We start from the raw sequence: 24,275 nt of genomic DNA, 5'->3' as shown, positions 1-24,275 counted from the left end.
CTGTGATCATCCTATATATAAGCTCATCAAAATAGTGTAAGTAAATTCCATTTATTCTCTCATATCATATCTTTTTCTTTCAAACTCGTAAATATTTTGTTGGAATTTTTCCTTTTTTGTTTTCTAAAAAACATGATTCACTTGCAAAAAAGTGAACAGGTAATTATAACCTGTTCACTTTTTTATATAGTGAGTATCATTATATAAAATTTTTATATATCATCTATCATTCTTACTTCTTCCTAGCTGCGTATAACTTCACACTTTCTTGTGCAACGTATAGTCCAACTGCTTGATTTTCTCTCCAAGCACCATTAAATTCGGAAAGTGGAGGGCTCGATTCATAAACATACGTTGCTATTTCTGGTGTGAAACCTGGTCTTTTTCGAGCTTGAATAAACCAATCTGTATATCCGCCTCCTGAAGGGTTTGGTCCTGGATACATCAGAGCATAACCTGTCATTTTTCCAATTACATTGGCATAAACATGGTCACGCTTATATCTTGCGGCATCTTGTTTATAATTCCAATATAACAGTTTGCCACTACTGTGGTAAGCAACTGCTATTTCGGGATCAATTTCTTTGTCAAACTTCAATATAGCTTTAACCTCAGCAGCACTGGCAGGACTATACCCTTTAAAATTCTTATAGCTTGGAGCTTTTGGACTTGAATGTATCGTTTTCCAGCCTGCATCGTATTGTCGATTTAAGTCTATTCCTTTGGCATTTGCTTTCCAACGTTTAAAGTCTTTGCTTCCCTCATTCATTTTAATTAAGGAAGCATGGTCACTTTTTGGAAATGCCTTTAACCCTTGTTGTTGAAGAGTTACGCCGTCCGGGTTTACCATCGGGACAAACCAAATTGTTGTTGAATTTAATATACTCTTCACATTATAGCCTTGTATTTTTTGTTTTTTATAATATGCTTTCGCATACTGTTCAAGCATATACATATTTAAGTTCGTTGTGATCCATTCTCGTGCATGATGTGCTCCATTAATAAAAGTGGTAGGCTTCCCATTTCCAATAGAGACAGCATAAATGTTACGACCATATTCAGATTTTCCTATCACTTTATAAGTAATGAGGTCAGGATAAGCCTTTTGCAGCTTTTTAATGTCGTTAATCATATTAGAATAGGAATATACTTTTAATGGATTAACAATATTCGTATTTCCTGTTGGCTTCGATGCCTTTTTATCTCCCACATCTTTTACGTGAATGTAACCTGTTTGTTTCTTGCCATTGACATAAACAGTAACAATATACCAATTTTTATCATAAGGGCGATATTGCAATGCACTTCCAAGTTTATACGATTTGACTTTCGCTGAACTTTTCGATGTTTTGCTGTACACAATCGTCGGATTCGCTATAGCGTAGCCCTTTAATAAGGGAGGATTGATGCTAACATCTTTGGCGTTTATATATCCCGTTTTGGCTTTGCCATTTATATAGACTGTCGCTTTAAACCAATTGGAATTATAGTATTTGTACTGTAAAAGATGGCCCTTTTTATAAGTTTTGAGTTTAGAAGAACTTTTTGATGTCTTACTATAGATGTTAGTCTGATCAATTAACGCATAACCTTTTAAGGTGGCGTTTAGATCCCCAACATCTGATGTTTTTATATAACCTGTTTGTTTTTTACCATTAATAATAACTGTTACGACGTGCCAGCTGGAAGTATAACTCTTATATTTTAATATACGCCCCTGTTTATAAGTCTTTAATTTTTTTGAACTTGTTGAAGCATTACTATATACCGTTGTTAAGTTTATAGATACACCCGATAAGCTTGGAGCAGTTTTACTTACATCCTTTGCATGAATATATCCTTGTTGTTTTTTCCCGTTTACATATACAGTCGCCTCATGCCACTCAGAAGAAAATGAACGATAAACTAAGGCTTGCCCAATTTTATAACTTTTTATGGACTTTGCACTTTGAGATGGGGTTGCATACACTGAAACTATTTGTTTTACAGCATATCCTTCAATTCGTTTAGAATCGATTAGAAGATCCACATCATCTTTATTGATATAACCGGTCAATTTCTCGTCATTTACATAAACGTTTGCTATGTACCAGTTGGCGTCGAGCGCACGAAATGAAAGAATGTGGCCTTGCTTATAAGTCTTTAAAACACTAGAATTTACATTTGTATCAGCATAAATTGGCGTAGGTTGTTTTATAGCAACTCCTTTAATGACAGGAGATTCCTTAGGCAATTGAGGGGAAGAACTGGATTCCTGCTCTTCATCGGGAACTTTACCTACTTCTTCTTGTACTTGTTGATTCTGTTGATCATCTACATTAGATTGCTGGTTCTTTTGCAAATCCACTACTTTTTCTTTTGAAGTTTTTTCTTCTACTGTCTCATTTCCTGCGGATTGAGTCTCCTCACTATAGTCCTTATTCAATTCAGCCTCGTGGCGATCCTCCCGGATTTTTTCCGCCTCTTCACTGTTAATAACATAATCCGAAAGAACATAACCTGTCCAAATAATTTCTTGAGTTTCCGAATCTTTCTCATTGGAAATTTCAATATACTTTACTAAAGTAAAATCATCTTCCAAAGTTTCAATCAATTCAACTTTTGTATCGTCAGGAATGGTAACTAATACATTTTTTTCACCTAAATCTTCATATAAATCTATTGTTTCATCAGCTGTTTCAGCAAACAAAAAAACTTCCTGCTGTTCATTATCTGTTTCCTCTAGACTTTCAGCGACAATATTTTGTGGAAATAACTGAATAAATAAGGCAAAAAGCATAGCATATATACTTAGTTTCATAGGTGTTCTCATTTACTTCCTCCATCAGTAACAATTTAATCCAAAATCCTAATTTTACTGGCAACAAATTAGCATTCTCCCATAAATCACCTAAATTCTACAAATTTCCCTCCCGTTTATTATACAATATTAAAATAGCAATATTACTAAAAAATGAAAAAACCTGCAAAATCTAGTTTGCAGATTTCTCTTTTGATCACTTATTTACCTAAAAAATAATCAATCACACCATTAAATATTCCTATAGAAGCTTCTTGTCTATAAGTACTTTTTCTTAACTTGGCTGCATCTTGTGGATTATCGATGAAGCCAACTTCTACAAGTGCACTTGGAAGTCTTGTCTCACGTATAACATGGAAATTCCCTTCTGCTACTCTACGATTAAAGCTATTCATTGACTTTACTACATTATTTTGCAATACAGTAGCAAGGCGAATACTGTTTTCCTTTTCATATTTTCCATACCAAAAAGTTTCTACGCCCTTCGCTAAACTATTAAACGTATTAGCATGAATACTTATAAAAATATCAGCGTTGGAGTTATTTGCAATACGCGCCCTTTCTTCCAAGGGAATGAAGACGTCAGTTGTTCTTGTCATAATAACTTTAAATCCTGCAGTCTCTAATAATTTTTTAGTACGCAGCGCAATATCCAAGTTTAATGTTTTCTCTATTATTCCGATTCCACTTGCCCCCGGATCTGTACCTCCGTGACCCGGATCCAGTACAATTGCTTTTCCCGAAATATTGGCCACATCATTTTTGTGAATAAAGCCAACTTTCTTATTTCCATTTACATATACTGTCGCCTGATACCAGTCTGTCGAATAAGTCCGATATACTAATTTACTAGCGAATTTATAACTCTTCAATACCTTTGATTGAGTTGAAGCACCTGCGTAAACTTTTGTTGTAGGAGAGGTAGCTATCCCTTTCATTGTAGATTGTTTCTTTAATATGTTATCTACATCTTCTATATAAATAAAACCATTCGTTTTCTTGCCTTTTACATAAACCGTCGCAATATACCAATTAGATGTAAAAGTACGATATTTTAAAACATGTCCTTTTTTGTAGCTTTTAATGACTTTCCCACTGTTTGAGGCTGTTGAATATATACGCGTAGGTCCTTTAAGCGCTGCACCTTTTTGAACCACTTCAGAAGTATTGGCTATTTCAATATCGTTGATATGAATATATCCCGTTACTTTACTTCCCTTTTTATAAATGGTGGCAATGTACCAATTAGTGGCAAAGCTGCGGAATTGTAATAATTGTCCTTCCTTATAGCTTTTTAGTACCTTTCCTTGATTGGAAGCAGTTGAATATATTGGTACAGACTTTTTAATCGCTATCCCTTTTTGAACTATCTTGGAATCAGTAACATTCTCAACATCTTTTGCGTAGATAAACCCCGTATGTTTGTCTCCATTAATATAAACGGTTGCAACAAACCAATCAGCATTAAACGAATAATAGGTAAGAATACTTCCTTGTTTATAGGATTTTATCACTATTGAACTTAGCGAGGGCTCAGTGTATATTTTAGTTGAAGCATTAAGAGCAATCCCTTTTATTGGTGATTTCTTTTGAATGTTTACAGAGGACAAATTGTTTTTTGCTACTTTTATAGTAGGTTGTTCTGTTTTTACCTTTCCCCCCGCAGTATCTACTTTTTTCTCACCAACGTCCACTATTACCTTTTTTTCCTGAATATCATGGGTATTCGATTTTAACTTTTGTTCATTATTTACGATTTCATGAGTTTCTGGTTTAGGGTTGTTTACGACTTCTTCTTGTTCTGGTTGAAGATTTATCGCTACTTCAGGTATTGTTTCCTCTACTGAGTTTTCAGTTGCTAATTCGTTATTAAGACGCTCTTCTAGAAAAAAAGATTTCTTTGTCGAGTCGACTACATAACGAGATTTAACAAAGCCAGTTAAAATCCTTGAAGACTCTTTAACATTCTCTTCATATTTTATATAAGACCATATCTCGTTTTTTTCTATTAGTTTAACCTGTGTTCCATCTGGTATTTTGGCTAATAGTTCTTGCTCTTCATTTTCCTCGGCATATAATTCGATATATTGTTCGGATTGTTCGGCAAAAAGAAAAACCTCAGACTGCATTTCTTCGTCCAGGTCGAAATTCGCTGAAATATACATTGGAAACATTTGAAACAAAAAGGCAATAAGCAAAATATAAACGCCTATGCTACTTAATCTTTTCATGAAATTGGCCTCCATTACAATAATGTTTTTCTAAGATGCTATCAATATTATCGTAATGTTTTCGATAAAGTTTAATGCTTTTCCAATAAAAAAACACCCTAAACAATAAATGTTAGGATGCATAAAAAGTTATTTCTTATATTGTGCTTTAGCCTTTATCTTTTTCTTTAAATACCTCTTAACCCTGATTAGAAAACCAGGTTTATTTTCCAACTCTAATGCTTTTCTATTTTTTATAATGGCATTAAAAGTTCGTTCGCTATTTTTTTGATCAACAAAGTCAAAATAGCTATTTCTTAATTCTGCATATTTTTCTTTCTCTGCAAAATTATTTTCTATATAACTTTCTACGGAATCGATTAAACTGTCCGAATCAAACACTCTATCTCCAAAAAGATCAGATTCCATATCTAAATAACTGCCTTGCAGCTGATTATAATCGTCATAATCAAATTGATAAAATATAATTGGTTTCTTCTGATAATACTGATCCCACGACACGCTTGAATAATCTGTGATCAATAACGAACTCTTCATTAATAATTCATTTACTTTTTCTTCCCCAAATTGATATATCTTTATATTTTTATTATTCGAACTAAATTTATCGATATATGCTTTGAACTTTGGATGAATATAAAAGTTCATTATTACGTTATTTTCATTTAATATTTTATCAAGCTTTTTCGAATTTAATAAAGCGATATAGTTCTTATAATAATTACTTTCAACGAACTTTTTATCCGAAACATCATCCAACCAAGAACGCCATGTTGGCATTAATAAAATTTCTTTCGTTGGACTTTCTTGGGATTTGTCTTGTAATGCGTCCCATCTACAAAATCCCGTTTTAATTATTTCTTTTTCGTCATATCCAAAATATTTTTTTATAATCCTACTCTCAAAATCGGATGTTACAACAAATAGCTCTACAGCATTTTTACTTTTCTTCCCATATGTTGGACCAACCCTTTTCAAAGCAGTTACTCCATGTTGTAGAAAGACTGCTTTCTTGTTATTAATAATATTTCTCAATCTTCCATTTTGTTGTCTTAAAATATAACAATGACCTTTAGCTTCCGAAGAAACCAATAGTTTTCCAGCATATAAATATAATAAATGCTTAAAGCTCATATAATGAAGAACCTTATTCTCCATACCCTTTAAATTATTATAATCAGGCGAGTTTCTATCAATAATGTAATAAGCATTGATGTTTGGATGATTATTATACAAATACTTAAAAAAGTAATAGCCGTTATCCTGAGCAGTTTGCGAAAACTTCTCATAGACAAGCCAAATTTGATTTTTTGAAAAGTACCCTTTAAATAATATAAATATAAGGTATGCAAAAGCATCTTTTATAGTAAATAAAACAGTTTCATGTTCTTCTCTTTTCCTATAAGTTAAAGCCAAAGTGTTTTTAACTGTTATATATGGATAAATGAGATAATCATCAGTGTGCTTGGATAAATATTTTCTCGTATTTTGCGAAATGCTTTTTTTTATTTCTTCTGTTGGATTATTAAGGATAACTAAATACTTTTTCCCAGAGGTCCAAACTTCTAAATATAAATCCCAATAATACTGCTCAAAGCTTAATGAACTAAAGTCTAATATAAATTTCACACTTGATTCATAATTGTTTATTTTTGCCTCTGTAACTGATCCTTTATATTCGATGAAATCTGTTTTACTTCTATATTTTACAATAAATGATGTAACAGAAAAGTTATCACACTCGGACAAAGATATATTTACTTTCCCTTGCATAATACCCTTCTTCAAATTAAAATCAATAACTTCCACATTTGCCTTTAGAATTTCATTGTATAAAGACGTTTCAGTTTTTATGGTTATCGATAATTCGTTTTTAACTGTATAGTAAGGTACAAGAACATTAACTGTTTCCGTTTTAATAGCATTGTAATACCTTTTATGCGCTGGTAAATAAGGTTTATTAAACAATCCAATTTTATTTAACTCTTTAACATTATCCTTAACTAATTCAATATAAAAATCCCATCGCGAAACCTCGTGACTATACTCTTCAATAAAATTGTTTAAATCAATATCGACTAAGGTCTCACCACTTTTTTCCGCCATATTAGCTTCAAGAAAAAAGATATGATTTGATTTTCTCTTTTTAAGGAATACTTGACATCGTTCATAATGTGAAATGGGTAAATTCACCAAAACAAAATGAAGATGCGAGTTTTTAACATCAACGTCTCTTATTAACATATTGTTCTTTAACGTAATGTATCTTACTTTTTCAAAAGAGTCCCAATCGCCTAGAAAAAATATAATTTCATTTTCATGCGAAACATATTGAATAATATGGAAATCATTATTATCATGCTTTGCATTCCAACTATTTATGTTTTTCTTATCTATATCTGTAATAAGTTCATGTATTTCAACCAATTCATTTTTATATATTTTAATTAATAATTTCCACTTCTGCATTTCAGTGTTATTTTCAAACGTCTTGTCTACAGCAAATGATAACTGTTTTTCATGGGAATCCATGTCTTTAATAACAGTTAATTTAGAATTTGCCTTGTTCATAATAAAAAGTTGACATTGATTAGTATCAAATAGTTCCTCTTCAAAGAAAAGCTGTAATTTATTATTATCTATTCTTGTGCCTGAAACATGAATCTTTTTATTTTCTTCACTTTTATTTACATTCTCAAATTCAACGTTTTCATTTTGTGTAATAATTGGTCTAATTCTAATATCTTTATAAAATAAATGAATCGGACTCACTGATAAATAATCTGCATCTATTCTCTCTAAGCAAAGATCATACATTCCGTTTTCAAAATCTTTAAATTTATTTATGTCAATGGAAATAGTTGTTGGAGATAAAATTTCATATTTTATAGCGTTTTTATAATTTGTATACCTATTGTATAAAGATATAAAATATTGTTTATCCTCGATTGTAAAATCACTAAAGGAAATAATTATTTGAGTGTTATTTATATTTGTTGTAATACCCGATATTATACTTTCATTTACTGATTTAAAAAGTCTATTTAGGACAAGTGAAGCATTTCCATATAATATAGAAAGTCCACCTTTTTGTGTTATATATGGGATAGCTATTTTAGAAGAGTTAATTTTATAAAATTCAAGAGGTGAATAATCCCTATTAGACCGCATTATTAGTCTTTGTTTTTTATTATTAATAATAATAAAAAAGTCCAAAAATTGATTTTGCTCATCACTAAATGGTATGTCAGATAAAGTTATTTTTAACCTTAAAATATTACCGCTTATTTTTTCTTTTTGTGGTTTAAAAATGATTTCTTTTTTTAAACTTCTATATTTATATAGAAACTCTTGAAACTGATCTTCATTCTCATTGCTGCACGAAATATCAATTTCAAGATATTGCCCCTTTATTGTGTAAGATAATACATTGACTTTTTCCATTTTATATCAATTCACTTCCAACAAATACTTAATATTATCTAACCTTCTATACATTAGTACCCATTACAAAAGTTACGATTTTACTTTTTCATTATTCAATAATTCATCTAATATTAATAATAACTCATCTTTTAGGTCTTCATGTTGTAAGGCAAATTCAATATTAGTCTTTACAAATCCTAATTTTTCTCCAACATCAAATCTTTTGCCTTCAAATTCGTAGGCAAATACTTTTTCTAATTTGTTTAATTTTTGAATAGCATCTGTTAATTGGATTTCTCCCCCAGCACCAACTTCCTGTCTTTCTAATAATTCGAAGATACTGGAAGTTAATACATATCTACCAATAATCGCTAAGTTAGATGGAGCAGTTCCTTGCTTTGGCTTTTCGACAAAGTTCTTAACACTATACCTTCGGTTACTTTGCAGAGAAGGATCCACAATCCCATATCTATGTGTTTCACTAACTGGAACTCTTTGTACTCCAATTACGGATGATTGTGTCTCTTCATATTGACTTATCAACTGTTGAATGCATGGTATCCCACTTTGGACAATATCATCTCCTAGAAGGACTGCAAAAGGTTCATCTCCAATAAAATTTCGAGCACACCAGATAGCATGACCCAATCCTTTTGGCTGCTTTTGCCGAATATAGTGTATATTCGCTAGATTTGATGAATATTGAACTTTATCTAACAAATCATATTTAGACTTTTCTTCAAGATTTCTCTCGAGTTCAGGAGCATTATCAAAATGATCTTCAATAGCTCTCTTTCCTTTTCCTGTAACAATTATAATATCTTCAATCCCTGAGGCAACAGCCTCTTCAACTATATATTGAATCGTAGGCTTATCAACGATTGGTAACATTTCTTTTGGCATTGCTTTTGTTGCAGGCAAAAATCGAGTGCCTAAACCGGCAGCAGGAATAATTGCTTTTTTTACTGTTTTCATTTAATTAAACTCCTTTTAGGATTAGTTGTTATTAAGAACTTTTGACAAAAAGAAAAATCTAACAAAAGCAGACAATTTAGCTGTCAATTGTTAGACCTACATTCTTCCCAATTAAATTCCTATTATACAGTAAAGGAATTTCGCTCGTAATCACGAACAAAACATATTATAACATACGGACTCGATTAGAAAGTAGTAAGTATTTTTTCCTATTATGTCAATATTACCAAAAAGAGTCCTATAATAAAAGGATTTATTTGACATTTAATGTCCTTTGCTGTAATCCCAGAGCATTTTCTTTATATTCTTCCTTTTCTTCCTTTGACATTTTTTTATACTTTTTCAGAAAATTTTCATATTTAGGTATTACTTCTTCAGTTGGTCCAAAATCTCTTACCATTCCAAATTCTAGCCAAAGAATTTTCTCACAGAATTTTTTCATCTGGCTTATAGAATGGCTAACAAATATCATCGTTTTACCCTGTTCTTTAAATTCTTTCATTTTCTCAAAGCTTTTTTCGGCAAATGCCTTATCACCAACCGATAATGCTTCATCAATCACCAAAATATCAGGATCTACATTAACAGAAATAGCAAACCCAAGCCGAGATTTCATTCCACTTGAATACGATTTTACTGGCTGATCAATAAACTTTCCGAGCTCGGAAAAATCTATAATGTTTGGCTCTAATGCTTTAATTTGTTCTTTATTAAACCCTAACATCAATAATTTCAGCTCAATATTATCTCTACCTGTTAAATCATTATTCAATCCTGATGAGACCGCAATTAAAGCGACCTGACCATTTATTTCTATCGTACCCGATGTCTCGGGTACGATTCCCGCAATTATATTTGAAAGAGTTGATTTTCCTGAACCATTAATCCCAATAAAGCCTATAACATCACCTTTTAGTGCTTCAAAGTTTACATTGGTTAAAGCATAAAAGTCTTCTCCGTAGCTTTTAGGAGTGATTAAATCTAGGATTCGTTCCTTCGTACTAGTATATAGTTTATATCTTTTTGACAGTTTATTAATTACAATAGCCTTTTCCATGATTTTCACAACCATTTATAAGTAGTCTATAAAGTGTCTTCTGAATTTTATGTGTAAAGTCGAGCCAAATAAAAACAATACAATCACTACTCCCCAAAAATACAAGGTATATTGCCAATGTTCAATAAAATACCACTCTAATCCAAATAAAGCCGACCTGTAGCCTTCAATCAAATAATATAATGGATTGATTTTCATAATAGTTGGAAGTGGCTCTTCCAAAATTGTTATTTGCCAAAGGACAGGTGATAAGTATAACAACATCCGCAGTGTAGCATTTAAAAACATGTGGACGTCTCTTATCATTGTCGAAAGAGTTGAAGTGATAAGGGCAATCGAAAAGATTAAACAAAAGGCACTAAAAATAAAATAAATAATTTGGATAAAATAAGGGGTGATATAGTAGCCTGCAAATTGAAATATTATAATTGTGATACCCAACATGATTAAATGAATATAGAATTGGGAGAACAGGACAATACTAGGTATCACGCTCATTGGGAAGTTCATTTTTGACAACATACGTAGTCTTGAATAAATTGACTTGGATCCTTGTAAGGTAGATTGGTAAAAGAAGGTCCACAACGTAAATCCGCCAAGCAGCCAAAATATAAAAGGTACATCCATTCCTGGTGCGACTTCTATATCTGCCCTATGGCGAATGCTTCCAAAAACAAACCAATATATTAAAATTTGAATGATTGGATTTATAACTTCCCACGCCATCCCTAAATAATTACTTTTATTTTTGCTTTTTAACTCATATAGGGAAAGCCTTCTAACTAAATAAAAATTTTCTACTTGTTCTTTAATAACTAAAAATGCAGATTTCATAAGAAATTCCTTTCGGACATCTAAAAAATTCAACAATTTGTTTTATATGTCATTGTATTATACAAACAACAAACTAAAAACACAATTTTCAATGGAACTTTATCTTTTGAAAAAAACAATTAAAATTCCATCAACTAAACAATCCTTCCACAACACGGCGACTTGCATTCCCATCTTCTAAATAACAAAACGTTTCTATAAATTCTTCCTGTATTTTTGTTAATTCAAAGTTGTTTTTCTCAAGAGTTTTGATTTGCTCTATAATTTCTTCTGTGGTTTTTACTAATGGTCCAGGAGCCCTTTTTTCAAAGTCAAAGTAAAACCCTCTTATTTTATCCCTGTACTCATCGATATCGTATACATAAAATATTATTGGTCTTCTTAAATTAGCATAGTCAAAAAACACTGATGAGTAATCTGTTATTAGTAAATCTGAAATTACATAAAGTTCCCTAATATCCTGCTTTTTAGAAAAATCATAAATGAAGTTCTCATAATCCGTTAAATCTATGTTTTCCGCAACAAGATAATGCAATCTTAATATTATTATATACTGTTCACCTAAAGTGCCATATAACTTTTCCAAATCAATTTGCAAATCAAACTTATATTTACCTATATCTTGGTATTGATTATCCCTCCAAGTAGGAGCATATAAAATGACTTTTTTATCAGTTGGCAGATTATACTTTTTCTTCAATTCCAAAATCGTCTCTACATTATTGCTTTTTATAATAAAGTCATTCCTTGGATAACCTGATTCAATTATTTTATTCTTAAAATCAAATGCTCGTCTGAATATTTTCGTTGAATAAGCATTAGGGGAAATTAAATAGTCCCATTTACTGGCCTCATAAATAAAGTTTTTCTTATAGCTTTCCGTGTCAGTTCCCGGCATTAATACTTCATTAATATCGACTCCAAGTTTCTTTAATGGTGTTCCATGCCATGTTTGTATATATATAGTCCGTTTGGATTTAGGTATCCAGAGAGGAAGCCTACTATTTGAAACCCAAAACTTCGCTTTTGACATAACAAGTAACCACTTAAAAGAAAGACGTATCACATAATTAATATTTGTTCCTTCGAAATTTTTAATATTTCTTCGGTCAATACTCCAATACATTTCATATTCCATGTGAGAATCGAGCATATACTCATATATAGCTCTAGGATTGTCACTATATTGTTTGCCCAAAAAACTTTCAAATACTATAACATTGCTTTTTGGAAGAAATAATTGTAGAACATAAAAAAGAGGTTTATAGATAAACCTAATAACACTACTCATAAAAAGTCCTTTAATTGCTTTTTTTAATTTTATGTTAACATTCATATTAAGCGGACTCCTTCTAATCTACTCTAGGAATTATACTTTTTATTTTATTCAACTTCAACTCAATTCACAAACTAAAGCTATGTTTTAACAAACAAACTCCCATAAAGGGAGCTTTTAAAATAAGGTTCAGATTAAGCTAGTATAAGTTGATTCGACAATTCCTTTTTTCTTTTTGCTAATTGCGGACTCATATCAAACTTTTCTACAGTTGTACTAAGCTTATTTTCTGCCGCATTGAAATCTCCTATATCTATATATAAATCTATGAGTATTATTCTGAAATCTAAGTTTTTAGGATAAAGTTTGATTGCCTCTTCTGCAAATTTTATTGCCTCTTCAAATTGATGGAGTCTTTTTAAAACATCCAATTTTACTTTTATAGCATATTTATCAGTAGACAATAGTTGCAATGATCGATCAACTAGTTCATTGGCCCAGCGAATTTTATTATGTTTTAAACAAGCTGCTGCAAGAAGTCTAAAATAAATATTTGATCTTAATTTCAACCTTCTATCGTATTGTGGAGTTTTATTTTCATTAATAAAAGAAAGAATAAAACTTTTTAGGACACCCATTCTTAATAAATGAGGAGCCATACCATGTCCACCGTATGGAATTTTTACAAGTTTAGCGTTAGGAAAGGATTGCTCTGTATTCCTTTGTACATATGTTCTATCCAAGTTATTGATAGGATCATAAACAATTACTGGAGAGATTCTTTCATTATAAACAGGGAATAAAGAGTGGTTGAATTTATGATTTGGTATAACATCTTTCTTACCCAACTTCGGATGTATAGATAACCTTGGCGACAATGCAAGTATACGACAATCAAAAACAGATCCATAATATAGTGCAGCATACGCCCCCAAACTAAAACCGTATGCAAATTTATCTGTATAACATGTTATAAGTTTAGAAATCGAATGTTTAAAGTTCTCTAATGACAAATCTTGATAAAAAGCATTTTTTCTCTTTTTTCTTACTGCAATAATATCAATATCTTGACTAAGAAGTAATTTAAAGCCAAACGCAGGATTCCTCCATACCATTCTAATCGAATCGAATGTAACGATCATCTTGCTAGTTCTTTTTAATTGTTTGTAGAATTCAATTCTACTTTCCCCATTATCATACAATATGATTTTTCTATATCCGTTTTCATCCTGTTGAACACGATCCTGATACTTGTCCAAAGTTTGATCGAACAGTTCATTTGATTTATTACTGTTTCCCTCTATTTTATAGAACATGGATAATTTTATTAATAGCTCAAAATGGTCATTTGCCAGGTCTAGTCTAAGAATAACTTCTAAAATTTGAATTGCCGCATTCCATTCTTTCATCTGAATAGCAACATCAATGATTTTAAGAAGGATATTGGAATCATTTATCAATGCTTTTCCCAATATTTCTTTAGTGTTTTCTATCTTTTCCTGATTAATATACGATAAAACAAGATAAAAATAATAATGAACAGAAAAAGTAACACTATCTGAATTATATATATTACTCAATACCTCAGAAAGTGTTTCCCAATCTTTCTGGATCATTAAAACTTCTGCTAAAGCAGATATTATATCTTCATTATTTGTTAGCTTTAATAAGGCAAGGAATAGGACATCTTTTGACTTTTCCATCTCATTTTCTTTTTTTAACAGCATGCCAAATTGTAAATAAAAAGTAGGTGGCAAATCATTTTTACATAGTTGTAGAATTTTATCCCAATTAAGATCTTTCCATCTTTTTTCATTGACCAATAAATGCACAATAGATGAAACTAATTTCTCATTAAATAAATGGACCTTTAAGCCTTGGGATAAAATGCTTATTGCTCTTTCGAAACTCTTGCTAGCCACTAAAGCATTGGAGCATTGTAAAAAAACAATGGGAGGCAATTTCTTATCACTTAATTTTATGATGTTTTCTAAATGAAAGGCAGCTTTCTCCCATTTTTCTTCTCCCATAGCCAAATCTGCGATCTCACGAAGAATATTAATACTTTTAGGATAATACTTTAACCCTTTTTCAAGGACATTAAAAGCCTCATTAGTTTTTTTTACTTCTACTAAGCTTCTACTTTTATTTATATAAAAACTCGGCTCTTTCCGATTGATTAAGATGCTCTTAAATTTCCGAAGATAATATAGTCTTTTCTTGTTCGACTCATTTGAATTAATCAATTTATATCACTTCCCATATTTACTCGATAATAGATACAAAAAAAGATCAATCCATACCAAGTTTACATGATTCCCTATCATTTTGTAATACCAAAAATAATGAAATAAATTTCCTTTCCTGTCTAAAATAAGATATTTCTCAATTATAGCTGAAAAAAAATGACAATTTTCATGGGAAATTGTCATTTCAAATAGCTTCTAATCAAAAATTTTATCAACTAACCGACTACTCGCATTTCCATCTTCGAGTTTACAATATTTTTCATAAAATGCTTTATATTTTTCTTTGTATTCCAGTTCAATATTCTTGATATTTGTCACCGATTCAATGATATCCTCTGTATTTCTAAGAAATGGCCCTGGAGCTTCATTTATAAAGTCCATGTAGAATCCTCTTATATCATCACGATATTCTTCCAAGTCATAAGTGAAAAATAATATAGGTCGCTTCGTATTGGCGAAATCGAACATAACCGATGAGTAATCAGTCATTAATATATCCGAAATAAGATATAATTCTTGAATGTCATCATATTTCGATACATCATATACAAAGTCCTTTATGTTCTCATCTATGGTCAATCTATTCGTAACAGCTACATGCATACGTAGTAATATAATATAATCATCACCGATTGTTTCTTTTAATTTTTCTAAGTCCATTTTTATATCAAATATAAATTTATTCTTCGCTGTAGTTTGATTATCTCTAAATGTAGGAGCGTAAAGTATAACTTTTTTATCTTCTGGAATATTCAGCTCATGTCTAATTTTTTTCGCCAGTTGATTTGCGTCCTTTTTGTAAAAAAGATCATTTCTCGGATAACCGATCTCTAGAACTTCTCCTTCGTATTTGAATGCACTTTTAAATGCCTTCGTTGCGTAGCTGCTCGGAGATATTAAATAACTCCATGTTTTACTAGCACTATACACACGCTCTAAATAATCATCGCTTCTTCCCATAATATTTCTGATATCGAACAACATTTTTTTCAGAGGTGTTCCGTGCCAAGTTTGAACATAAACAGTTTCTGGCCTTTTCTTTATATACGTTGGGAAGTTTTGATTATTAACCCAAAACTTTGATTTCGCCAAGTAGTAATAATACTGCGGGCTTAATCTTTGGACATGAATCGTATTAGGATCACTATAATTTACTTTTTTGTTACTGATCCATACCTTTTTATAATTTAAATTTCTTTTTAAAATTTCTTCATAAATATACCTAGGACTGTCGGAATATTGTTTTCCTAAACCACTTTCAAAAAGAATCATTTTTTGGTCAATTGGGATCACTCTTTTAGCAAAATTATAAAAAACCTTCATAATAGGAAAATAATATTTGCTTTTTCTGAGCCTTCTATATATCACTCGTGAAAATTCACTTTTAAAAATGGTTTTGTTAAGTGAATTTTTCTTGGCCTTTTTAACGACATTATAGATTCTCTCGGACGAATTTAAATCTTTATATTTTAAAAATCTAGAAGCTTTCTTTTTATTTTCCTGACTCATCTCAAAGTCTTTTTTTGCATACTCTTCTACACATTCCAGGATCTGATCTTCCTCGAATACAATATCTCCTGGTAAATCTTCATCTAAATTTAAATGCGAACCTTTTTTCCCAATAAAACGATCTCTGTCAAATTGATAATATACAATTGGTTTACTTAAGAAACTAAAATCAAATGCAACACTTGAATAATCTGTAATCATCATTGCACTTTCTTTAAGTAAATATTGAACATCAATTTCCCCTTGACTCACTACTCTCACGGGAGCATCCTTAAAAAAGTGAGTAAACATTTGCATATTCGGATGTAAGCAAAAAACAATTTCAAAGTTTAAATCCTTTGCTAGTTTGTGTAATGATGAATTATTTACTAAGCTTTGATATCGGCTAAAATACTCACTTTCCAAAAATCTTTCCTCATTTACTAGCCACTCCCTCCAAGTGGGAATGATTAACAGCTGTCTCTTTGTCGGTACGTCACCTTTTAATAAACTGTCAAATCTCGGAAGTCCTGTAACCTTAACCTCTTTAGGAAGATAACCAAAATCATTAACGATAATGCTTTTTTCTAAATCAGAACTAACCATAAATAGATCAGTATCGAAACTGGGGGATGTCTTTCCATAAAAATGAACTGTATTTTTTGTTCCCATTACTCCATGTTGTAAAAATACTTTTAGTGCTTTAACCTTCCTTTTAAATTCATTTGTTCTCAAGGGGAAGAGATAATCCGGATGGTGGGAGCCTATAATCCTCGTTGCCATCAATGTGTATAATACATGCTTTTTGGATTTATAATGCAGGATATTTCCATAATCTTTTACATTTCTAATTTCAGGTGAATCTTCTTCTATTACATAATAAACTTGTTGCTCTGGGTGCATTTCCCTCATGTATTTAAAGAAATGATATCCCGTATCTTGGGCTTTATAAGGACGTTCACCAACAATCCAGATGTTTTTGCTTTTGTAAAAAAGTCTTAGCAGCCAATACCATTTCGTTAAATTACTCATGTATTTATACGTTTCTGCCTCAAACTTATCCACTTGAAAAGATAAATTCATAAATTTAATTGTAAAATAAGGACTTACCGCGAAAATATCATTCCCTAGTTTTGCAAAAGCTGACTTAACATTAAACCTAGCAAAAAATCTTGGGTGACCTAGTCGAACCCTAACTTTCTCAGGCAAATGATCGTATTCAACTTCCATAAATACATCATAAATATCTTCATGCATATCATTATTTTCAAAAATTTCATTCAAGAAGAGTTCCGCTTTATATTCATAGCGATTTAAACCAAACTTTTTTTCTGTTTCGTCTTTTAATAGTTGAAAATGGATAGGTACTATAGCTTCAATAATACTGCTTCGACTCTTTAAAATTAATTGAGCATTTCTAATTTCAAAGCTCTTAGTAAATAGTTTTCCACCTAATTTTATTTTGCTTTTGTTTAGCGTCATATAGTTAATTTGAGTTTTTGTATCATGGTTCAATTTGAAATTAACAGACAATGAAATATTCCCTTTATTTGTCTTATATAGTCTGTATTCATTCCCATTAATCACTATAGGATCCAAACTATAGGCTTTTGTATTTTTAAATCTTCCTAAGCGAATAGGGTATTCATAGTAACGCCTACCGCGGCTGTCGGAAACGATATCAGCCTTTTTGGAAACATCATTTATTTGCTCTTGTGTTAATGATTCTTCAGAGATACTGACTAATATATACAAATTAAAAATATCTTCTATTCCTCTGAAAAATTCTTCATTCATATTTAAATCAATATTAAAATTAAAATCAGACGCATTAGTATCGGATTGAATTTTTAGAGTTCTTTCTCCATTTCTAGCAACAAACCAAAGCTCCTTAACTTTATAATCAAGTTTATTTAACGCACCTTCTATCAATAGAGTGCTTTCTTTTTGATTGATATTTAAGCTTTTTTTCAAATAATTGTTATTACCTTTAATCCAAGTTTTAAGCTTTTTTAAAAACATTGAAGCCACCTCTTCGGGAAGTTATTCTAATTGTTAATCACTCCGGACAAGTTGCATTTATATTCCTACCCTGCTTTTTATAAGGTATTTTTTGTCCTTTTCATATTATAATACATTTTTATCATTAAAAAGCTCTCAATATTCTACAGCAATTTATACAGCTTTCCAACACTTTTCTCTCATATATAAATATCGCGAATAGAATTTGTGTTTAATTTTCTATTAAACACAAAAAATATTAGAAAAATTGTCCATTTTTGTACCAAAATATAGTATTATAGGAGAAAGTTACTTTTCATATAGAAGTAACTTTTTATTATTTACGACTTGGAATGTTGGAGGTGTTCTATATAAAACAAACTATACTAAAAACTAAGGTAGAGGGGGAAAAATAAGTAATTGAAAAATATCCAGCTTAGAACACTTGTCACAATTTGCTTCTTTTTATCTATCATTACATTGTCGACCCTTTCAACTGATCTAAATAAAGTTCATGCATCAAGCTCATATACAGGGGTCGCTTTGAAAAGTCCTACCAACGTCTATAGTACTACTAAAAAAGATAAAGTACTTAAGAGTTATTCAAAAGGGACCATTTTAAAATACAAATCGTATAATTCAGAGTGGTATAGTGCCGTTGTTTTAATTAATGGAAAAGCTACAAATGGCTATATCCATCAAAATGATGTGGACACGGCTACTTTAGATCAGAAAACTTTAAAAGGGATTGCGTTACAAAAGTCAACAAAGGTATTCTCAAAAGCTTCTACAAGTTCAAAGGCTTTAAAGTCCTATGCAGCTGGAACTATATTAAAATATAAAACTTATTCGACAGACTGGTATGAAGCAACCGTTATTATTGGCGGAAAAGCTCAAAAAGGATTTATATCTAAATCACACGTAGAGAGTGCATTAGATAAACAAGAAACCATTTCTGGAGTTGCCTTACAAAGTCCAACTAAAGTTTATAAAAATGCCTCGACTAGTTCCGCTATATGGAAGTCATACTCGATTGGAAGTATTTTAAAATATAAAACATTTTCCTCTAATTGGTATGAAGCAACCATTTATATTAAAGGAAAAGCTCAAACAGGATATATCCATAAATCACATGTTGAAGAAATAACTTCTAAACAGACGAGTATAAAAGGTATAGGCATAAAAAGCCCGACTGTTGTCTATTCACAAGTTTCAACTAGCTCTAAAAAATTAAAGTCTTATGCAGCAGGAACCATTTTATCTTACAAAACTTTTTCAAGTAATTGGTATGAAGCTAAAGTGTATGTGAATGGGAAAGCTACAAAAGGATTTATTCATACCGATCATGTTGAAGGGCTTTTAGATAAATCTGAAACCCTAAGTGGCCGAGCTCTTACTACAACAAAAATTTACTCTTTAGCATCCAAAAGTTCTAAAGTTTTAAAGAGCTATAAAAAAAGCAGCCCATTAAAATTTAAAAGTCTTTCAAAAAATTGGTATGAAGCCACAGTTTACATTAATGGAAAAGCTACAACAGGTTATATTTATAGTGGAGATGTTACAACAGAAGATATTATTAACTACACAAACTATAATTATACCTTTAAATCTTTTGTAGACGTTCAAAATAACTCAGGTGCAAAAAGTGATGGCGCAGGTAATATTGCAGCAACACGAGCTGAAATTGAGTATTACTCTAATCCCGCTAATTTTAAACAGGGTACGACAGAGTTCTTCCAATTCTTAGATTTAAAAGTGCCTGCAGGACTAAATGAAAAAGAAATAAATACAAAAATCCTCAAAGGCAAGGGAAGTCTAGAGGGAACAGCAAAAGCATTTATCGATGCAGGTAAGCTGTACAATATTAACGATGCTTATCTTATAGCACATACATTGCATGAAACCGGTAATGGGACCTCAACTTTGGCAAAAGGTATACCGGTTGATGAAAATGGAAAAGTGACTAAGGATTCTAAAGGAAATATTGTTAAAAACGCCAATACTGCATTTACCGTCTATAACATGTATGGCTACGGTGCAAAAGATAGCTGCCCAATTGACTGTGGTGCAAAATATGCGTTTGACCAAGGGTGGATCACCCCTGAAAAAGCAATAATAGGCGGAGCCCAAGAGGTTGTTAAAAATTATATTAGTCAAGGACAGGATACGTTATATAAAATGCGTTGGAATCCCGCTAAACCTGGTAGTCATCAATATGCAACCCATGTAGCATGGGCGACGATCCAAACAGCTAGAATTGGGGCAATTTATAGTACAATCAATAACTATACTTTAGTATTTGATGTCCCTAAATTTTCTGATAAGCCAAAAGAAACGACAAAACCTGCTAGTCCAAAACCTGGAGATACTGCTAATCCTGGAAACACGGTAATAACATATCCAGACAAAGTTTATGGACTTACAAATGCCTCCAATTTGAATGTAAGAGAAAAACCAAGCACTAGCACAAAATCTCTTGGAAAACTAGAGGAAAAAATTAAAATTGAGGTTTTGGCAGAAGGCATTGGGGATACTGTAAATTCAAATAATAAATGGTACCAAATTAAATCTGGTAAAATTACTGGTTGGGTACACGGAGAGTACGTGGATTTGTTAAATTTATTGGAAGTTACAGCAAAAAATCTCAATGTGCGTCCTACTCCCGGCTCAACTACCAGTAACGGAATGGTAAGTAACGAATTTTTGGCGGGTGTATTAGATAAGAACAATAAAATTATCACTAAAGATGAATGGTACCAGGTTATTTATAAAGGTAAAGAAGCTTGGGTAAGTGGTGGTAAGAATGGAACTGAATTTATAAAGGTAAGAAAAAAGTGAAATATTTCACCATATGTGCAAATTGCACATATGGTGTTTTTTTATTTTTATCTTTATACAATAATAAAAAGAAGTAACTCCCCAATAAAAATAAGGAATTACTTCTTTTAGGTTAATAAAGATTTATTCATTACTACTACATATGAAGCAGCTTTAGTTTTCTTTAACAAGAATCCATTTTGAAACCATATAGGTGAATGGAATAGGAAGTACCATTGATATTAGTGGTGCAAAGAATTTATTAAGATGTAATAAATCTACAAATATAAACAATGACGCTGTTGTAACGGTATAGTTAACAACATATGTCAATGGAAATTGAAAAAACTTTGCCAACGTTGGCTTTGTTCGATAGGTGAAATAACAATTCAAATAAAATGACCCTATCATACTGACCCCAAATGCAATAGAATGACTGCCTATGTAAGGCATTTTGAAATAAACAAGGGATAGATAGATTACATAATAATTAAAAGTGTTTATAAAACCCACAATTACAAAGCGAAAAAATGATTGATATTTTTGTATAAATTCATAAAACTTCGCTTTCATCTTTTCTCCTCTTCAAGAACTTTAAATCTTTTCGCTGCAGGTGTTATGTTTGATTGATCAATAACAAAATTAGGACGCCTCTTTACTTCATAAAATATCCGTCCTACGTATTCTCCTATTACGCCTAGAGATATTAACTGAATTCCTCCCAATAGTAAAATAGAGGAAATTAGAGTAAAATAACCAGGAGTATCAATACCAAAAAATAATATATTTATAAAGGATATCCCAATATAAATCAAATTTAGACAAGTTATAATTATTCCCAAATAAATTAATAAGCGTAAGGGTTTGCTGTTAAAAGAAGTTAAACCATCAATCGCATAATTTAATAGACTTCCAAATCCCCATTTACTTTCACCGGAAATACGTTCCTGGTTTTCATACTCTATAATTTTTCTTTCATAACCAATCCAAGAAAATAACCCTTTGGAAAAACGATTATATTCTGGCATAGACAGGAGAGAATCAACGGCACGGCGGCTTAAAAGTCGAAAATCACCAATCCCATCTCCTAATTCTACATCAATTAATTTATTTATAATGCGATAATAAATCTTTGTAATCCATTTGCGGGAGAACTTTTCACCTTTTCTAGACCTTCTTGCAATAACCTGATCGTAACCATCTTCATAGTAGCGAATCATTTCAGGAATAAGCTGTGGTGGATGTTGTAAATCAGCATCAATAATAATAACGATATCACCGCTCGCATATTTTAGACCTGCAAGCATTCCCGCCTCTTTCCCAAAGTTTCGAGTAAAAGAAATGTATTTAACATCATCATCGTCAGCTGAGAGTTTTTTTATAATATTTAGAGTGTCATCACTACTGCCATCGTTCACAAAGATCAGTTCATATTCATATAATTCAATTACTTCCTTGTTATCTAATATCTTTTTCAATTCTTCATACGTATTTGTTAAAGGTGAGCTTTCATTGTAACAAGGAATAACTAGGGAGAGTTTCTTCATATGTTTCCTCCAAAAATAATGATATCTAGCGATTATATATGAAGAGAGTATATTATTTTTCCTTCCATTTATAATAACGGATTAATTTAATTTTCGTATCAGATGGAACCCCATAAAATCTTTTGAATACCTTTGTATGGTATTTTCTTGGTTTTGGAGAAGACATCCAATGAAATTGAGGAAACGGAAGTTCACGTAACTCTACTATTTTTTTGTTATTACTAACTTCATTCTCAAGATGGGCAAGACGATCACGATTAGTTGTTCCATTCATGGATAATATAAATACATACACTATAATTATTACACAGGACAAAGAAAGTAATGGTTTTTTCAGATATTTGCTATCCCATGATAACGTTTTTGTAAGATAAGAGAATAACTCAAGGGCTACAAGTACCATAAACGTGTAAGAAGCAAAAACACATCTTGGACCGAACGGTGTTATAAAAATAAATGGAGCAGTTAACAAAACTATTCCCGACAAATAATATAATAAACGAAATTTAGTTTCACGTATTTTAACAAATAGTACAATAGAAACAATTACACTAATAAAAAATAGCAATGAAATAATCGCTTCGAAATCATTAGTGTATACTCCCAAAAAGTTACGTCCTAAAACATTTTTAAAAACAAGAAGAAACAAAATAAAACCGCTAATAACAGAAAGAAGAATTGGTTTCAATACAAAATTCACCCATTTGGAACTCGAAACAAATCGAACTAATAAAACTATTATTAAAATCCCTATAAGGACATTTACAACCATGTTATTCAAAAAGAGAAGCTTGTACATATTCCCCGAATAAGCTTCATAAATTCTGTCAAATAGACCCGTTTGCGCAGCTAAATCATTATTAACTGTTCTGTAATCGTCATTACCTTTCAAAACATTTATATATGCACTATTTGTAAACATAATAATACTGCCTACTATTACAGAAAACATATATGATAAATGAATAGCGTAAACTTTTTTATGTCTTAAATAAGTAAAAACAACTATACAAGCAGAAGTAAATAGAGCAAACAAAGTAACATGCTCTACAATTAATTGTGTTGCCAACCCTAAAGGAAAAATAATAAAACTTTGCCATTTACGATAGGTGGGTTTTGTTTCATCAAAAATATTTCTTACTATGAAAATATATAATAATAGTAAAACCACTGAAGGTACGTAATTTACAAATCCTGCAGTCCAACCAAATGTTTGAGAAAAGATTCTTATTGGTATTAAAAGAAACAGAATAAAAGATAACAAATAAGTTGTATTCTTATTCTGGTGATCGGTTAACTTTCCTACGATATAGACAAGTAAGGTTGAAAATAATGCAATCGTAATATATCGAAGTAAATCGTAGCGTGTTAATATAATTTCAAGAATATTACTCAGATATCTACCGTTATAATCAGCAAATCCACTTTTCAAGCGCTTTATTCCTATATTTGTTCCCCATGCCCAATCATCACCGGTAAGCGGCACATTATACGATAATAAAAAGAAAAATATATAAAGCATTGTAAGATAGATAATTGGAAACTTCATTTTCGATTGATGCAGATTTAAATTC

Annotated in this window: 13 protein-coding genes; 1 reads left to right on the top strand and 12 read right to left on the bottom strand. The window is 31.1% G+C overall.

Translation table 11 applies throughout. The annotated features are described in order from the left end of the window. Positions 1 to 232 precede the first annotated feature (232 nt). The 9 genes from KHA96_RS11635 to KHA96_RS11595 all read right to left on the bottom strand — a co-directional run bounded on the left by KHA96_RS11635 (position 233) and on the right by KHA96_RS11595 (position 18,358). Complete coding sequence (locus tag KHA96_RS11635) at positions 233 to 2,812, bottom strand: M14 family metallocarboxypeptidase (protein ID WP_249315469.1); 2,580 nt, start codon at positions 2,810 to 2,812, stop codon at positions 233 to 235. Positions 2,813 to 3,000: 188 nt separating this feature from the next. After that, positions 3,001 to 5,031: an N-acetylmuramoyl-L-alanine amidase gene (locus KHA96_RS11630; RefSeq protein WP_213129448.1), complete on the bottom strand. Its 2,031-nt coding sequence runs from the start codon at positions 5,029 to 5,031 to the stop codon at positions 3,001 to 3,003. A gap of 129 nt (positions 5,032 to 5,160) precedes the next feature. After that, a complete protein-coding gene (locus tag KHA96_RS11625) occupies positions 5,161 to 8,475 on the bottom strand; it encodes a CDP-glycerol glycerophosphotransferase family protein (RefSeq protein ID WP_213129447.1) in 3,315 nt (1,104 codons plus the stop codon). 72 nt (positions 8,476 to 8,547) lie between these two features. Further along, positions 8,548 to 9,432 carry a UTP--glucose-1-phosphate uridylyltransferase GalU gene (gene galU, locus KHA96_RS11620; RefSeq protein WP_213129446.1) on the bottom strand — a complete coding sequence of 295 codons (885 nt, stop codon included), beginning with the start codon at positions 9,430 to 9,432 and terminating at the stop codon, positions 8,548 to 8,550. Positions 9,433 to 9,685: 253 nt separating this feature from the next. Beyond that, positions 9,686 to 10,489 carry a teichoic acids export ABC transporter ATP-binding subunit TagH gene (tagH, locus tag KHA96_RS11615; RefSeq protein ID WP_213129445.1) on the bottom strand — a complete coding sequence of 268 codons (804 nt, stop codon included), beginning with the start codon at positions 10,487 to 10,489 and terminating at the stop codon, positions 9,686 to 9,688. Between the two features lie 15 nt (positions 10,490 to 10,504). Further along, a complete protein-coding gene (locus KHA96_RS11610) occupies positions 10,505 to 11,323 on the bottom strand; it encodes an ABC transporter permease (protein WP_213129444.1) in 819 nt (272 codons plus the stop codon). A gap of 130 nt (positions 11,324 to 11,453) precedes the next feature. Next, positions 11,454 to 12,659, bottom strand: coding sequence for a CDP-glycerol glycerophosphotransferase family protein (locus tag KHA96_RS11605; protein WP_213129443.1), 1,206 nt, complete (start codon positions 12,657 to 12,659; stop codon positions 11,454 to 11,456). 134 nt (positions 12,660 to 12,793) lie between these two features. Further along, a complete protein-coding gene (locus tag KHA96_RS11600; protein ID WP_213129442.1) occupies positions 12,794 to 14,845 on the bottom strand; it encodes a tetratricopeptide repeat protein in 2,052 nt (683 codons plus the stop codon). A 198-nt stretch (positions 14,846 to 15,043) separates the two neighbouring features. Beyond that, positions 15,044 to 18,358, bottom strand: coding sequence for a CDP-glycerol glycerophosphotransferase family protein (locus KHA96_RS11595; protein ID WP_213129441.1), 3,315 nt, complete (start codon positions 18,356 to 18,358; stop codon positions 15,044 to 15,046). Between the two features lie 687 nt (positions 18,359 to 19,045). Between KHA96_RS11595 and KHA96_RS11590 the strand changes: the two genes are divergently transcribed. Beyond that, the gene (locus KHA96_RS11590; protein ID WP_213129440.1) at positions 19,046 to 21,175 is read left to right on the top strand and encodes an SH3 domain-containing protein; all 2,130 of its coding nucleotides are present in this window, start codon (positions 19,046 to 19,048) and stop codon (positions 21,173 to 21,175) included. A 153-nt stretch (positions 21,176 to 21,328) separates the two neighbouring features. On the opposite strand, the gene KHA96_RS11585 is transcribed toward KHA96_RS11590, so the two are convergent. The 3 genes from KHA96_RS11585 to KHA96_RS11575 are packed head-to-tail and all read right to left on the bottom strand — an operon-like array spanning position 21,329 to position 24,250. Next, entirely contained in the window at positions 21,329 to 21,727 is a 399-nt protein-coding gene (locus tag KHA96_RS11585; protein WP_213129439.1) for a GtrA family protein, read from the bottom strand. After that, positions 21,724 to 22,701 carry a glycosyltransferase family 2 protein gene (locus KHA96_RS11580; RefSeq protein ID WP_213129438.1) on the bottom strand — a complete coding sequence of 326 codons (978 nt, stop codon included), beginning with the start codon at positions 22,699 to 22,701 and terminating at the stop codon, positions 21,724 to 21,726. Before KHA96_RS11580 ends, KHA96_RS11585 begins: the two co-directional genes overlap by 4 nt. A 52-nt stretch (positions 22,702 to 22,753) precedes the next feature. Next, complete coding sequence (locus tag KHA96_RS11575) at positions 22,754 to 24,250, bottom strand: DUF6056 family protein (RefSeq protein WP_213129437.1); 1,497 nt, start codon at positions 24,248 to 24,250, stop codon at positions 22,754 to 22,756. Positions 24,251 to 24,275 lie beyond the last annotated feature (25 nt).

Origin of the sequence: Bacillus sp. FJAT-49711 (assembly GCF_018343715.1) — a bacterium.
In the GTDB taxonomy this organism is placed as follows: Bacteria; Bacillota; Bacilli; order Bacillales; family Bacillaceae_C; genus Lederbergia.
Note: the sequence above shows the minus strand (reverse complement) of the source record. Positions and strands in the feature narration are given on the sequence as shown.

Excerpts from the sequence above, each read along its gene's own strand:
- KHA96_RS11635 (WP_249315469.1), bottom strand. The coding sequence starts at position 2,812 with ATGAGAACACCTATGAAACTAAGTATATATGCTATGCTTTTTGCCTTA.
- KHA96_RS11630 (WP_213129448.1), bottom strand. The coding sequence starts at position 5,031 with ATGAAAAGATTAAGTAGCATAGGCGTTTATATTTTGCTTATTGCCTTT.
- KHA96_RS11625 (WP_213129447.1), bottom strand. The coding sequence starts at position 8,475 with ATGGAAAAAGTCAATGTATTATCTTACACAATAAAGGGGCAATATCTT.
- galU (WP_213129446.1), bottom strand. The coding sequence starts at position 9,432 with ATGAAAACAGTAAAAAAAGCAATTATTCCTGCTGCCGGTTTAGGCACT.
- tagH (WP_213129445.1), bottom strand. The coding sequence starts at position 10,489 with ATGGAAAAGGCTATTGTAATTAATAAACTGTCAAAAAGATATAAACTA.
- KHA96_RS11610 (WP_213129444.1), bottom strand. The coding sequence starts at position 11,323 with ATGAAATCTGCATTTTTAGTTATTAAAGAACAAGTAGAAAATTTTTAT.
- KHA96_RS11605 (WP_213129443.1), bottom strand. The coding sequence starts at position 12,659 with ATGAATGTTAACATAAAATTAAAAAAAGCAATTAAAGGACTTTTTATG.
- KHA96_RS11595 (WP_213129441.1), bottom strand. The coding sequence starts at position 18,358 with ATGTTTTTAAAAAAGCTTAAAACTTGGATTAAAGGTAATAACAATTAT.
- KHA96_RS11585 (WP_213129439.1), bottom strand. The coding sequence starts at position 21,727 with ATGAAAGCGAAGTTTTATGAATTTATACAAAAATATCAATCATTTTTT.
- KHA96_RS11580 (WP_213129438.1), bottom strand. The coding sequence starts at position 22,701 with ATGAAGAAACTCTCCCTAGTTATTCCTTGTTACAATGAAAGCTCACCT.
- KHA96_RS11575 (WP_213129437.1), bottom strand. The coding sequence starts at position 24,250 with ATGAAGTTTCCAATTATCTATCTTACAATGCTTTATATATTTTTCTTT.